13 protein-coding genes are annotated in these 13,648 nt (G+C 61.5%); 3 read left to right on the top strand and 10 right to left on the bottom strand.

The window, feature by feature from the left end:
* The first annotated feature begins 65 nt into the window (after positions 1-65).
* The gene (locus FHS64_RS05005; protein ID WP_167176462.1) at positions 66-1,361 is read left to right on the top strand and encodes an adenylosuccinate synthase; all 1,296 of its coding nucleotides are present in this window, start codon (positions 66-68) and stop codon (positions 1,359-1,361) included.
* 93 nt (positions 1,362-1,454) lie between these two features.
* A complete protein-coding gene (locus FHS64_RS05010; protein WP_243862798.1) occupies positions 1,455-2,231 on the top strand; it encodes a response regulator in 777 nt (258 codons plus the stop codon).
* Positions 2,232-2,328: 97 nt separating this feature from the next.
* Here FHS64_RS05010 and rpoH read toward each other — a convergent pair whose 3' ends face one another.
* Entirely contained in the window at positions 2,329-3,213 is an 885-nt protein-coding gene (gene rpoH / locus FHS64_RS05015; RefSeq protein WP_167176466.1) for an RNA polymerase sigma factor RpoH, read from the bottom strand.
* A 206-nt stretch (positions 3,214-3,419) separates the two neighbouring features.
* Positions 3,420-4,421, bottom strand: coding sequence for an RluA family pseudouridine synthase (locus FHS64_RS05020; protein ID WP_243862800.1), 1,002 nt, complete (start codon positions 4,419-4,421; stop codon positions 3,420-3,422).
* Between the two features lie 81 nt (positions 4,422-4,502).
* Between FHS64_RS05020 and FHS64_RS05025 the strand changes: the two genes are divergently transcribed.
* On the top strand, positions 4,503-5,144 hold the full coding sequence (locus FHS64_RS05025) for a DUF2799 domain-containing protein (RefSeq protein ID WP_243862801.1): 642 nt from the start codon (positions 4,503-4,505) through the stop codon (positions 5,142-5,144).
* Between the two features lie 57 nt (positions 5,145-5,201).
* Here FHS64_RS05025 and fba read toward each other — a convergent pair whose 3' ends face one another.
* From fba to FHS64_RS05065, 8 genes are all read right to left on the bottom strand, one after another.
* On the bottom strand, positions 5,202-6,266 hold the full coding sequence (fba, locus tag FHS64_RS05030; protein WP_167176470.1) for a class II fructose-bisphosphate aldolase: 1,065 nt from the start codon (positions 6,264-6,266) through the stop codon (positions 5,202-5,204).
* A gap of 124 nt (positions 6,267-6,390) precedes the next feature.
* On the bottom strand, positions 6,391-7,584 hold the full coding sequence (locus FHS64_RS05035; RefSeq protein ID WP_167176472.1) for a phosphoglycerate kinase: 1,194 nt from the start codon (positions 7,582-7,584) through the stop codon (positions 6,391-6,393).
* A gap of 88 nt (positions 7,585-7,672) precedes the next feature.
* Complete coding sequence (locus tag FHS64_RS05040; protein ID WP_208380645.1) at positions 7,673-8,026, bottom strand: endonuclease domain-containing protein; 354 nt, start codon at positions 8,024-8,026, stop codon at positions 7,673-7,675.
* A gap of 94 nt (positions 8,027-8,120) precedes the next feature.
* A complete protein-coding gene (gene gap, locus FHS64_RS05045; protein WP_167176474.1) occupies positions 8,121-9,128 on the bottom strand; it encodes a type I glyceraldehyde-3-phosphate dehydrogenase in 1,008 nt (335 codons plus the stop codon).
* Between the two features lie 174 nt (positions 9,129-9,302).
* A complete protein-coding gene (locus tag FHS64_RS05050; RefSeq protein ID WP_167176476.1) occupies positions 9,303-9,527 on the bottom strand; it encodes a YbdD/YjiX family protein in 225 nt (74 codons plus the stop codon).
* Positions 9,520-11,580 (bottom strand): carbon starvation CstA family protein, encoded by a 2,061-nt coding sequence (locus FHS64_RS05055; RefSeq protein ID WP_167176478.1) that lies wholly within the window; start codon positions 11,578-11,580, stop codon positions 9,520-9,522. Before FHS64_RS05055 ends, FHS64_RS05050 begins: the two co-directional genes overlap by 8 nt.
* A 113-nt stretch (positions 11,581-11,693) precedes the next feature.
* Positions 11,694-12,890 (bottom strand): formate-dependent phosphoribosylglycinamide formyltransferase, encoded by a 1,197-nt coding sequence (gene purT / locus FHS64_RS05060; protein WP_167176480.1) that lies wholly within the window; start codon positions 12,888-12,890, stop codon positions 11,694-11,696.
* Complete coding sequence (locus FHS64_RS05065; RefSeq protein WP_167176482.1) at positions 12,887-13,645, bottom strand: hypothetical protein; 759 nt, start codon at positions 13,643-13,645, stop codon at positions 12,887-12,889. The genes purT and FHS64_RS05065 overlap by 4 nt, the downstream gene beginning before the upstream one ends.
* Positions 13,646-13,648 lie beyond the last annotated feature (3 nt).

Raw genomic sequence — 13,648 nt, forward strand, 5'->3', positions numbered from 1 at the left:
GGGCGACAGCCGACGATTCAACGGTTATAGGCTGCTACCGCGTTTTACTCGCGGAGATCAGTGCAGTGGCAAATGTTGCGGTAGTCGGCGCCCAGTGGGGTGACGAGGGCAAGGGCAAGATCGTGGACTGGCTGTCCAATCGCGCCGATATGGTGGTGCGGTTCCAGGGCGGCCATAATGCGGGGCATACCCTCGTTGTCGATGGCAAGGTCTATAAGCTGGCGCTGCTGCCCAGCGGTGTGGTGCAGGGCAAGCCCTCCATCATCGGTAATGGCGTGGTCGTGGACCCGTGGCACCTTGTAAACGAAATCGCCAAGATCGAAGCGCAGGGCGTGGCGATCAGCCCTGAATTGCTGACGATTGCCGACAATGCCTGTCTGATCCTGCCGATCCATCCGGCGCTGGACGTGGCGCGTGAAGCGGCAGCTTCGGCTCCTGGTGCCAAGATCGGCACGACCGGTCGCGGTATCGGTCCGGCCTATGAGGACAAGGTGGGCCGCCGTGCGATCCGCGTTTGCGATCTGGCCAATGAAGAAGACCTGAAGGTCAAGATTGACCGTCTGCGCTCGCACCACGACCCGCTGCGTGCCGGTCTGGGGCTGGAGCCGATTGATCCTCAGGCTCTGTTGCAGCAGTTGCTGGATATTGCGCCGAAGATTTTGCCCTATGTGAAGCCCGCATGGCGTGTGCTGGATCAGGCCCAGAAGGCTGGAAAGCGCATCCTGTTTGAAGGCGCGCAAGGTGCGTTCCTTGATGTGGACCATGGCACCTATCCGTATGTGACTTCGTCCAATACCGTTGCAGGTCAGGCGGCAGCCGGTTCGGGCATTGGCCCGCGTGGCGTTGGCTATGTGCTGGGCATTGTGAAGGCCTATACGACCCGCGTGGGTGAAGGTCCGTTCGCCTGTGAGCTGGATGACGAAGTGGCTGACCATCTGGCGACGGTTGGGCGCGAGGTGGGTGTGAATACCGGCCGTGCGCGTCGTTGTGGCTGGTTCGATGCTGTGCTGGTGCGCCAGTCGGTGGCCATCAATGGCATTGACGGTATTGCCCTGACCAAGCTGGACGTTCTGGACGGTCTGAAGACGCTGAAGATTTGCGTGGGTTATCGCGTGAATGGCGAGGTGCTGGACTATCTGCCGTCGAGCCTGAAGGATCAGGCGGCAGCCGAGCCGGTGTTTGAAGAGCTGGAAGGCTGGAGCGAAAGCACCGGTGGTGTTCGCAGCTTTAAGGACATTAACGCCAATGCGATCAAATATGTGCGCCGTATCGAGGAACTGATCGGTGCGCCGGTGGCCCTGTTGTCCACCAGCCCCGAGCGCGACGACACGATCCTGATGCGCGATCCGTTTCAGGGATAATCTCTAAATAGAGACAAGGGGTTTTTAACCCCGTGCGTATAAGGCTGTCCCTGATATTCGGGGGCAGCCTTGTTCGCTTTAGATACCAGATCGATGCAAAAAATCGCCCCGGTGGTACGCCGGGTCGTTATTGTGGACCCCAATCCGGCGGGGGCCAAGCTGATGGCCGACCTGTTGAAGGGGTTTGGCAGTCGCGATGTCGCGATTGAATCCGATGATGCGCGCGTGGTTGATCTGGCCCGTGAAATGGAACCGGGTCTGTTTATTATGGAGCGTTCTGGCCCGAAGCTGGATGGCGAGGCCTTGGCGCGCCGTATCCGCAGGTCCAGCCTGTCCACGCGACGAGCGCCGATCATCATGGTGACGGCGGAGGCGACAGCCTCGTCCATCAAGGGCGCGCGTGATGCCGGTGTGCACGAGTTTCTGAGAAAGCCTTTCACCAGTGGTGATCTGTATCGCCGGATCGAAAATCTGGCGACCAAGCCGCGCGACTGGGTGGAGGCTGTGGGCTATGTCGGGCCGGACCGCCGCCGTTTCAACGCGGTGGACTATGCGGGGCCGCGCAAACGCAAGGCCGACGAGGGCGGCGAGCCGACGCTGGACGGGATCAAGGACCAGTCCATGCGGATTTTGGCCTCTGCTCTGGTTCAGTTCTCGAGCGATCCGGCACAAGCCGTGCGTGCTATCGGAGAGCAGGGCAAGACCTTGAAGATGTTGGGTGTGAAGACGGGTGATACAGCCCTGACACTGGCGGCTGTGGGTTTGCAGACCGAACTGGAAATGGGTCGCACGTCGCTGGAGCAGTTGAACGGGCCGGTGAAGGCTATTCTGGCGCTGGCCTCGTCCAAGACGCTGGCCAGACAGGCCTAGGCGCGGTCTGGCTAGGAAGAACGGGCGCACAAGAAAAGGGCGGCTGGAGTGATCCAGTCGCCCTCTTCACTTCGGGGGAGGAGAAACGGTGTAACGCCTAGGCGTTGACGAGGTTGCGTTCGAGGGCAGCAGCCTGCATCGCTTTTTGCAATTTCTCGAAGGCGCGGACCTCGATCTGGCGGACGCGCTCACGGCTGACGCCATATTGGCCGGCCAATTCTTCGAGGGTGACCGGATCATCCTTGAGGCGACGCTCGGTCAGGATGTGCTTTTCGCGGTCGGTCAGTTCTTCCATGGCTTCTTGGAGCAGCGACATACGGATGCCGCGCTCTTCGTTGTCGGCCAGCTGGGTTTCCTGACTGATGGCATCGTCATCGGCCAGCCAGTCCTGCCACTCGGATTCACCGTCGGCGCGCATGGGGGCGTTCAGCGACGAGTCACCACCCAGACGGCGGTTCATGTCGATGACTTCCTGCTGGCTGACGCCGAGCTTGGTCGCGATCTGTTCGAGGTGTTCGGGCAGCAGGTCGCCTTCTTCGAAGGCCGAGATCTGGCTCTTGGCTTTGCGAAGGTTGAAGAACAGCTTCTTCTGGGCGGCGGTGGTGCCCATTTTGACCAGCGACCACGAACGCAGGATGTATTCCTGAATGGACGCGCGAATCCACCACATGGCGTAGGTGGCCAGGCGGAAGCCCTTGTCGGGGTCGAATTTCTTGACGGCCTGCATCAGACCGACATTGCCTTCGGAAATAACTTCGCCGATCGGCAGGCCGTAGCCGCGATAACCCATGGCGATCTTGGCCACGAGGCGAAGGTGCGATGTTACCAGACGGTGCGCCGCTTCGGGGTCTTCATGCTCGGACCAGCGTTTGGCCAGCATGAATTCTTCGTCCTTGGTAAGCATCGGAAACTTGCGGATTTCCGAGAGATAACGCGATAGCCCCTGTTCAGGCGACATCACCGTCAAAGTGGTATTAGCCATGTGGTCCCTCCGACCGAATAACGAGCGGGCGCTTCGGCTATGGCCACATGCGTGCACCATCGCCTCGCCCCTCAATGGATAGAGATGGTATTCGTTGCATGGTTTTAAAGGGGCAAAAGCGCGTTTGAATTACGATTTTGTGCCAAGGCCATGCAGACGGGGGAGCATCTCTGGGCGTTGAGAGATAACTAGCACAAGATCGGTTGCTAATCAAGCGCGCAGAGGCGCGTCTCCAGAGCCTGCATATCGGCGGGCGGCGCGGTTTCGAAACGCAGGGCTTCGCCAGTCACCGGATGGACGAAACCGAGGATGGCGGCGTGCAGAGCCTGACGGGTGAAGTTCAGTTCTTCGAGGATGGCGCGGACGGGGATGGCGGCGGCACCCGAGCCATAGACGGGGTCACCCAGCAGAGGCGCGCCGACCGAGGCCATATGCACGCGGATCTGGTGGGTGCGGCCTGTATGCAGGGTGCAGGCGATGCGCGATGCGAGGGGTGCGCCGCTGGCCTTGGCGGGCTGGCCATAGGTTTTCTGGACGACATAGTCGGTGATGGCCTGACGGCCGCCGTGTTTCAGGACCGCCATTTTTTTACGGTCATGCAGGGAGCGACCGATCTGGGTGTCGATGCGGCCGCTGAGGGCATTGGGGGTGCCACGTGTCAGGGCGATATAGGTGCGTTCTATGTCGTGGGTGGCGAACAGGGCGGACAGGCCTTGATGGGCCTCGTCGGTTTTGGCGGCGACCATGACGCCGGATGTGTCCTTGTCGAGACGATGGACGATACCAGGGCGGGCGACGCCGCCGATGCCGGAAAGCGTGTCGCCACAGTGATAGAGCAGGGCATTGACCAGTGTGCCGTTCTCGCAACCGGGGGCAGGGTGGGCGGCCATGCCGGAGGGCTTGTCGACGACGATCAGATGCGCGTCCTCGAACAGGACGGTGAGGGGGATGTTCTCGGGCTGTGGCTCGGCGGGGGCCACGGGGGGCAGGGTGATGGTGTAGGTGCCGCAGGTGGCCTTGGCCTTGCCCGAGGTCAGGACCTGTCCGTCCTTGGATACGGCACCTTCGGCCAGCAAGGCCTGAAGGCGGGCACGTGATAGGGTGGGGAAGGCATCGGACAGGGCCTTGTCCAGACGGATACCGGAGGCTGTGACCTCGGCGGAGAGGATTTCGGCTCCCGCATCTTCGGTATTGTCTTCGTCGGTCATTATTGGTTCATCGGCCATGAGGTGTGATTAGCACGGCTTGAAGCGGGCTCAACCCGCCAAGCGGAAACGCTCTGGTGGCAGATGATGAAACGCATACTGACGATAGCGGTTGTAAGCGGGGCGGCGGCACTGCTGGGCAGTTGCGCCACCATGAGCGAGGACCAGTGTCTGGCCGGTGACTGGGGCGGCAAGGGCTATCAGGACGGATTGAACGGGCGTGTGCCGGAACGGCTGGACGACCATGCCAAGGCCTGTGCCAAGTTCGGGGTCACGCCCAATCCGGCGGCCTATTATTCGGCGCGTGATCAGGGTTTGCGGACCTATTGCCGGTGGGACAACGGGTTTCGTGTTGGGCGCAACGGGTCGACCTATAACGGGGTCTGTACGCCCGATGAAGAGCGCAACTTCCTGCCCGCCTATGAGGACGGGGTGAGGGTGTATCAGGCCGAGCGTGTGCTGTCGGATGCCGAGAGCAATGTCCGCTCGGCGGTCTCGCGTATCCGTGACCGCGAGAACAAGCTGGAGGCCAAGGAGCGCGAACTGCGTCAGGAAGATCTGAGCCAAGAGGAGCGCGAGCGTATTCGCGCCCGTATCCGTGACTTGCGGATAGAATTACGCGATGCGCGGCGTGAACTGCGTATGGCCGAGGACGAATATCGTGCTGTCGAATACGAGGCGCGGATGATTATCCGCTCTGTCGGTGGCCGTTACGGCGTCTGGTAAAGAAAACGCCCCGCAGAGTGATCTGCGGGGCGTCTTTGTATTTTACCGTAATCGGGATTAGCCGATTTGCGGGTCCAGCGAACCGGCAGCATAGCGCTTGGCCATCTGGGCGGTGGACAGCGGCTTGATCTTGGAGGCCATACCTTCACAGCCGAACTGCAGGTAGCGTTCCTGACACAGCTTGCGCATGGCTTCCTTGGCGGGCTTCAGATAGTAGCGCGGGTCGAACTCGCCCGGTTTTTCCATCAGCATTTTGCGGATGGCGCCTGTCATGGCCATGCGGTTGTCGGTGTCGATATTGACCTTGCGCACGCCGTTCTTGATGCCGCGCTGGATTTCTTCGACCGGCACGCCCCAGGTTTGCGGCATCGCACCGCCATAGGCGTTGATGATGTCCTGCAGGTCCTGCGGCACCGACGACGAGCCGTGCATCACCAGGTGGGTGTTCGGCAGGCGACGGTGGATTTCCTCGATCACGTTCATGGCGAGGACTTCGCCGTCCGGTTGACGGGTGAACTTGTAGGCACCGTGCGAGGTGCCCATGGCGATGGCCAGAGCATCGACCTTGGTGGCCTTCACGAAATCAACAGCCTGATCCGGATCGGTCAGCAGGGCCGAGTGGTCCAGCTTGCCTTCGAAGCCGTGGCCGTCTTCGGCCTCGCCCATGCCGGTTTCCAGCGAACCCAGAACGCCCAGTTCGCCCTCAACCGAAACGCCGCACGCGTGGGCCATTTCGGTGACGCGACGGGTGACGTCGACATTGTATTCATACGATGCAGGGGTCTTGGCGTCTTCTTCCAGCGAGCCGTCCATCATCACCGAGGTGAAGCCGTACTGGATGGCGGTGGCGCAGGTTGCCGGACCATTGCCGTGGTCTTGGTGCATACAAACCGGAATATGCGGATACAGCTCGACCAGAGCGTCGATCAGGCGGGCCAGAACGATGTCGTTGGCATAGGAGCGGGCACCGCGCGAAGCCTGGATGATGACCGGCGCATTGACGGCGTCGGCGGCCTCCATGATGGCCAGGCCCTGTTCCATATTGTTGATGTTGTACGCCGGCAGGCCGTAGTCGTTTTCAGCTGCGTGATCGAGCAGCTGACGCAGGGTGATGCGCGCCATCCTGAAAGGTCTCCGAAGAATCTAAGCGAGTGTGGGTCTGATGTAGACCGGAAGGGGCGAAAAGTCACCTTTGCGCCCCGATGACGAAAGGGCGGACACCGATGGTATCCGCCCCTTTGAGTGATTATGCGCGAAGCGCGTCGACGCCCGGAAGCGGCTTACCTTCCATCCATTCAAGGAAGGCACCGCCCGCGGTCGAGACAAAGGTCATGTCTGCGACAACGCCAGCGTGGTTGAGGGCCGCGACAGTGTCGCCGCCACCGGCCACGGCGGTCAGCTTGCCAGTCTTGGCGAGGTTTGCGGCTTCCTTGGCGGCAGCATTGGTCGCGGCGTCAAACGGCGGAACCTCGAACACGCCCAGCGGGCCGTTCCAGATCAAGGTCTTGGACAGGCCCATGGCGCGGGTCAGGCGGGCGACGGTTTCAGGGCCGGCATCGAGGATCAGGTCATCAGCGGCGATACGGTCCAGCGCGCGAACGCCGTGTTCGATACCCGGCTTGACGCCCTTGGCCACAACCACATCCACTGGCAGCAGCAGTTCACAGCCCTTTTGACGAGCTTCTTCCATGATCTCACGGGCGGTGTCGGCGAGGTCTTTCTCGCACAGCGAACCGCCGACATCGACGCCTTGGGCGTGCAGGAAGGTGTTGGCCATGCCGCCGCCGATGGCCAGATAGTCCAGCTTGGCAACGAGGTTTTTCAGCAGGTCCAGCTTGGTTGAAACCTTGGCGCCGCCGACGATACCGATGACCGGCTTCACAGGCGTGCCGAGTGCGGCGTCCAGAGCTTCCAGTTCGCGGCGCATGGATTCACCGGCGAAGGCCGGCAGGATGCGGGCCAGACCTTCGGTCGAGGCGTGGGCGCGGTGGGCGGCCGAGAAGGCGTCGTTGACGAAGATGTCGCCAAGCTCAGCCAGAGCCTTGGCGAAGTCGGCGTCGTTCTTTTCCTCGCCCTTGTGGAAGCGCACGTTTTCCAGCAGCACCACGCCGCCGGCGTCGGTATCGGCCAGAGCAGCCTTGGCTTCGTCACCAATGCAGTCATCGGCGAAACGTACAGGTGCGCCCAGCAGGATTTCCAGCGGCTCGACAACCGGCTTCAGGCTCATGGACGGCACTCGCTCGCCCTTGGGACGGTCGAAGTGGGCCAGCAGGGCCACCTTGGCACCGGCTTCACGCAGCTTGTTGATGGTCGGCAGGGCCACGCGAAGACGGGTGTCGTCGGTGACTGCGCCATTTTCCATCGGGACGTTGAAGTCCACGCGAACGAGGGCGGTCTTGCCTGAAAGGTCTTTAGCGTCGTCGAGGGTGCGGAAGGTCATTCTTAGCGTTCCAGTCTTCCTTCTCCCGAGGGGAGAAGGTGGCCCGCAGGGCCGGATGAGGGCTGGCCTTAGGCAGTAGAGGCCGTGCTTAAATATCTATAGTGCGAACGTGGTCACGGATGGCGTTCGCAATCAGTTCGGGTTGGGCCAGAGCCTGTTCGTTTGAGAACCGTAGCAAGGACCAGCCCAAGGTTTCGAGTTCAGTTTGGCGAAGGTGATCATTGAGCGCGATATCGTCGCGCGCATGAATGCTGCCATCGATCTCAATAATAAGTCTGAGGCGTTCACAGGCGAAATCAGCAATATAGCGCCCTACTGGATGCTGACGACGGAATTTGTGCCCGTCAATTTTGCCGCTCCTGAGCTGTCCCCAAACTTTTTGTTCTGCGAGGCCGGAGCTCTGTCTGAGTTGTCTGGCAAAGGTGATGCGGTTCGCTGTCAAAGCCGTAACCCTCACCCTTTCGCGCAGCCAATCGCCTTTGGCTCTTGGGCGCTCAAGCCCTCTCCCGACGGGAGAGGGCCCAAGACGTTTTTTCTTACAGGAACTTGGCCATTTGCAGGGCGGTGTCCGACATGCGGGTGGCGAAGCCCCACTCGTTGTCGTACCAGCTCAGCACGCGCACCAGGGTGCCGTCGATGACCTGGGTCTGCGGCAGGGCAGCGGTCGACGAGGCGTTGTGGTGGTTCAGGTCGATCGACACCAGCGGGTCGGTCGAGGTGAACAGAACACCCTTCATCGGACCGTTGGCGGCAGCTTCCAGAGCAGCGTTGACTTCTTCCTTGGTGGTGGCGCGACCGGCAACGATCTTCAGGTCAACGACCGAGACGTTCGGGGTCGGGACGCGGATCGACGAACCGTCCAGCTTGCCCTTCAGTTCCGGCAGAACCAGACCCACAGCCTTGGCGGCGCCGGTCGAGGTCGGGATCATCGACAGGGCAGCAGCGCGACCGCGGTACGGGTCTTTGTGCATGGTGTCGAGGGTCGGTTGGTCACCGGTATAGGCGTGGATGGTGGTCATGTAGCCACGCTCGATGCCGACCAGTTCGTTCAGAACCTTGGCGATCGGTGCCAGGCAGTTGGTGGTGCACGAAGCGTTCGAGACGACGATGTCGTCGGCACCGAGGGTTTCGTGGTTCACGCCGAAGACGATGGTCTTGTCGGCATTGTCGGCCGGAGCCGAAACCAGAACGCGCTTGGCACCTGCGGTCAGGTGGGCCGAGGCCTTTTCTTTAGTGGCGAAGATGCCGGTGCACTCGAAGGCGATGTCGACGTTCAGTTCGGCGTGCGGCAGCTTGGCCGGATCGCGCTCTGCGGTGACCTTGATCTTGCCGTAGCCGACGTCGATCCAGTCCTCACCCGAGGTGATGGTGCCCGGGAACCGGCCGTGGACCGAGTCATAGCGCAGCAGGTGGGCGTTGGTTTCAACCGGACCGAGGTCGTTGATCGCCACGACTTCGATGTCCTTGCGGCCATGCTCGACGATCGAGCGAAGAACAAGACGGCCGATACGGCCAAAGCCGTTAATGGCGACGCGAACGGTCATGGGAGATCTCCTGGTCAGCAAGGACGAAAGTTTGGCGTCTCAATGGGACGGACTGGCCATAAGTGCAAGTCTGTGGCGGTCACAGATGGCGAACATCGGTTACAGAGACGGCTTTTTTCATAAGAAAAACCCTCTTTGAACGGCGCATTGTCGTTCAAAGAGGGTTTGCGTGAATTAACAACATTTGAAACCGCCACCTGCACCAAAGCGTCTGGCTTCGTGCAGGCGGAAAAAGGCGGTGCGATCCAGTGGCTGCTGATCGGGGTGGGTGGCGCGGCTATGGGCCAGATAGGCGTCATAGTCGGGCTGTCCGATCATCAGGCTGGCGGTGCGCCGCGCATCCTTGCCCCAACGGGACAGGGTGTCACGGCACAGGCACAGAAGGTCGGCTTCAGGCATGGGCGACCTCGTTCGCGGGCGGGATCTCCACTGCGGTCGGCTGGCTGTTCTTGAGGGCCTTGCGGCAAGCACCGATGCTGTAGAACAGGATCACGATAACCACGAACAGGAAGCCAGCCGTCAGGGCGGCATTCACATAGTCATTGAAGATGATGTGCTGCATGTCGGCCGCCGACTTGGCCGGAGCCATCAGTTCGCCAGCCTCCATCGAGCCTTTGTAGCGGGCGGCGTGCGACAGGAAGCCGACGCGGATGTCCGGATGGAACAGCTTCTGGAAACCGGCGGTCAGGGTGCAGACCAGCAGCCAGAAGGCCGGAACCATGGCCACCCATGCGAACCTCTGGCGCTTCATCTTGAACAGCACGACGGTGCCGAGCATCAGGGCAATCGCCGCCAGCATCTGGTTGGCGATGCCGAACAGCGGCCACAGGCTGTTAATGCCGCCCAGCGGATCGACCACACCGGCATAGAGGAAATAGCCCCAAAGTCCGACCGTCAGGGCGGTGGCGATGACATTGCCGGTCCAGCTTTGGGTGTTGCGCATTTTCGGCATGGCGACGCCCAGCAGGTCCTGAATCATGAAGCGGCAGACGCGGGTGCCTGCATCGACCGTGGTCAGGATGAACAGGGCTTCGAACAGGATGGCGAAATGGTACCAGAAGCTCATCATGGCTTCGCCACCGATGACGCTGGACAGGATGTGCGCCATGCCGACGGCGAGGGTAGGCGCACCGCCTGCGCGTGACAGGATGGAATGTTCGCCCACTTGCCGTGCGAGGGTTTCAAGCTCGGCAGGGGTAATGTGGAAGCCCCATTGCGCCACAGCGGCAGCCGCAGAGGTAACGTCCGTGCCGATGACGGCGGCAGGGCTGTTCATGACGAAATAGACGGCGGGGTCCAGCACACAGGCCGCGATCAGTGCCATGACAGCAACGAAGCTTTCGCACAGCATTGCGCCATAGCCGATCAGCGGAATCTGGTTCTCGTTCTCGATCAGTTTGGGCGTGGTGCCCGATGCGATCAGGGCATGGAAGCCCGAGACGGCACCACAGGCAATGGTGATGAACAGGAACGGGAACAGCGCGCCGGAGAAGACCGGACCCGACCCGTCGATGAACGGGGTGATGGCCGGCATTTGCAGTTCGGGACGGACAATCAGGATACCGATGGCCAGAGCCGCAATCGCGCCGATCTTGAGGAAGGTCGACAGATAGTCACGCGGGGCCAGCAGCAGCCAGACGGGCATGACCGAGGCGATAAAGCCATAGGCCATCATGGCGATGGCCAGCGTCGTCCCCGACAGGGTGAAGGCCGGTCCCCATACGGGGTGATAGGCGACCTGTCCGCCCAGAATGATCGATCCGATCAAAAGGACCACACCGATAACCGAAATCTCGCCCACACGTCCGGGGCGGATATAGCGGGTATAGAGCCCCATAAAGATGGCGATGGGGATGGTGGCGGCGACGGTGAACGTGCCCCACGGGCTTTCGGCCAGAGCCTTGACCACAACCAGAGCCAGCACGGCCAGAATGATGACCATGATCATCAGCACGCCAATCTGGGCGATAATGCCGGGGATCGGGCCCATTTCGGTGCGGATCATATCGCCCAGCGAACGACCGTCGCGGCGGGTGGACATGAACAGGACCAGCATGTCCTGAACGGCCCCTGCGATCACCACGCCGACCAGAATCCACAACATGCCGGGCAGATAGCCCATCTGGGCCGCGAGCACCGGACCGACGAGGGGGCCGGCCCCTGCAATGGCTGCGAAATGGTGGCCGAACAGCACGTTCTTGGGGGTCGGCACATAGTCCAGACCATCATTGTGGCGCACGGCAGGCGTGGGCCGCTTGGCGTCCAGTTGCAGCACCTTGCCCGCCAGATATTTGGCATAGAAGCGATAGGCGATGGCATAGACGCACAGGGCGGCGGTGACCATCCACACGGCGCTGATGCTCTCGCCCTGATGCAGGGCCAGAACCCCGATCGATATCGCGCCGATAATGGCGATGGCCCCGAATATCAGGCCGGTTTTCAGCTTACCCACTTTTGGTCGTCCTCCCGTGCCGGTCTGTGCGGCATTCGAGGGAAGTTTGCGCCCTAAAACGCAAAGAGGGCAACCATAGGCTGCCCTCTTTTTAGAGCGACTTTTGTCGCGTGTCAGGCTTTGACGGGTTTGACCCTTGATGCCGCCTCACGCGCCCGTTCGCGGGCTTGGTCGGTATCGGCACCACGGGCGACGGCGACACCCATGCGACGCGAGGGATAGCTTTCGGGCTTGCCGAACAGTCGAAGTTCCGATGACGGCACGGCCAGAGCCTCGGCCACGCCCTCAAAGGCGATGCCGGTGGCTTCGATGCCGCCATAGATGACGGCGCTGGCAGCGGGTTCGCGCAAGGTGACATCGACCGGCAGACCCAGAATGGCGCGCGCGTGCAGGGCAAACTCGCTCTGGTGCTGGCTGCCCAGTGTCACAAGGCCGGTATCGTGCGGGCGCGGGGAAACTTCCGAGAACCAGACCTGATCGCCTTTGACGAACAGCTCGACGCCGAATACGCCCCAGCCACCGAGGCTGTCCGTGACCTTGGCCGCAATGTCTTGAGCAGACTTCAGCGCGGCATTGCTCATGGCTTGCGGCTGCCAGCTTTCGACATAGTCGCCCTTGACCTGACGGTGGCCGATAGGAGCGCAGAAGTCTGTGCGGGTAATGCCGTCCACATCGCGCGAACGGACGGTCAGCAGGGTGATCTCGAAGTCGAAATCGATGCGACCCTCGACAATGACCTTGCCGCCAGCCACGCGGCCCGATTGTTCGGCATAGTCCCAAGCGGCGGCGATTTGGTCGGCGCTCTCGACATAGGACTGGCCTTTGCCGGACGACGACATGACCGGTTTGACGAAACAGGGGAAGCCGACCTTTTCAGCTCCGGCTGCCAGTTCTTCGGCAGAGCCTGCAAAGGCATAGGCGCTGGTCGGTACGCCAAGTTCCTCGGCAGCCAGACGGCGGATACCTTCGCGGTTCATGGTCAGTTGGGTGGCGCGTGCGGTGGGCACCACCTTGGCAAGACCAGCATCCTCGATCAAGGCCAGCGCATCGGTGGCGATGGCCTCGATTTCCGGCACGATGATGTGCGGGGCCTCAGCCATGATCAGGCCATTGAGCACCTGAGGATCGGTCATGGGGATGACGTGGTTGCGGTGCGCCACCTGCATGGCGGGGGCATTGGCATAGCGGTCAACCGCCACAACCTCGGCCCCGAGACGTTGCAGTTCGATAGCCACTTCCTTGCCCAGTTCGCCAGAGCCCAGCAGCATGACGCGCACAGCGTTGTCCGATAACGGGGTGCCGATTTTCATTTGTTGAGATCCTTAGCTTTGCGCCATGCGCCCAATTGATGGGCTTCATGAACTGGGCGGGTCAGTGCGGGCGAGGCGCCAAGGCGCTCAGCTTCTGCAAGTGGTAGAAACTGCGGAGAGGCGCAGGTTTTCTCAGAATGGGCCAGCCACGCTAGGTCCACGCCGATAGCGTCATGTTCGGCATCCAGCCACAGAACGACGCCTTCATCTATGGGATCATCGCCGTAATGGGCGTCACACTCGGCTAGCCAATCTGGGGCTAGCTCAGGCTCCGCTCTGACCGTGCTACGGAACCATGCGACCAGTGCGGGCGACATGGCGACAGCCGCTTCGGGGAGGAAGTCGGGAGAGGGACGGATCGGCTGTACCTGTGCTGCGGGCCACAGCGTGCTCCAGTCGAGCGGCGCGTCTGTGAGGCGATCCCACGTCATGGGGCGCGTATCGATGTCAGGATGCGAGCCGCCGCAATAAGAGGAGGTGGTCGTGGTCAAGCCCAGAAAGCGAGGGCCGATCATGGGCGCGTCGATGTCACGCTCCCAAAAAACGTTTTCACCGCCGTCAGCCAAACATTCGCGACGAAGGAACTCGCCCTGAGAGTCGATCCTCGAGAGATCGGCGTTGATGGTCTCATGCACGATCAGTCTAGGGGCTCTGGTGAAGCCAGACTGAGAATCGGCACTCCAACGAATGTCGCTCTGGGCATGGGCGGAGCCCGTTAAGATCAGCACTGTTATGACGGCGGTCGCCAGACGCATCGG

Origin of the sequence: Brevundimonas terrae (assembly GCF_011761985.1) — a bacterium.
Classification (GTDB): domain Bacteria; phylum Pseudomonadota; class Alphaproteobacteria; order Caulobacterales; family Caulobacteraceae; genus Brevundimonas; species Brevundimonas terrae.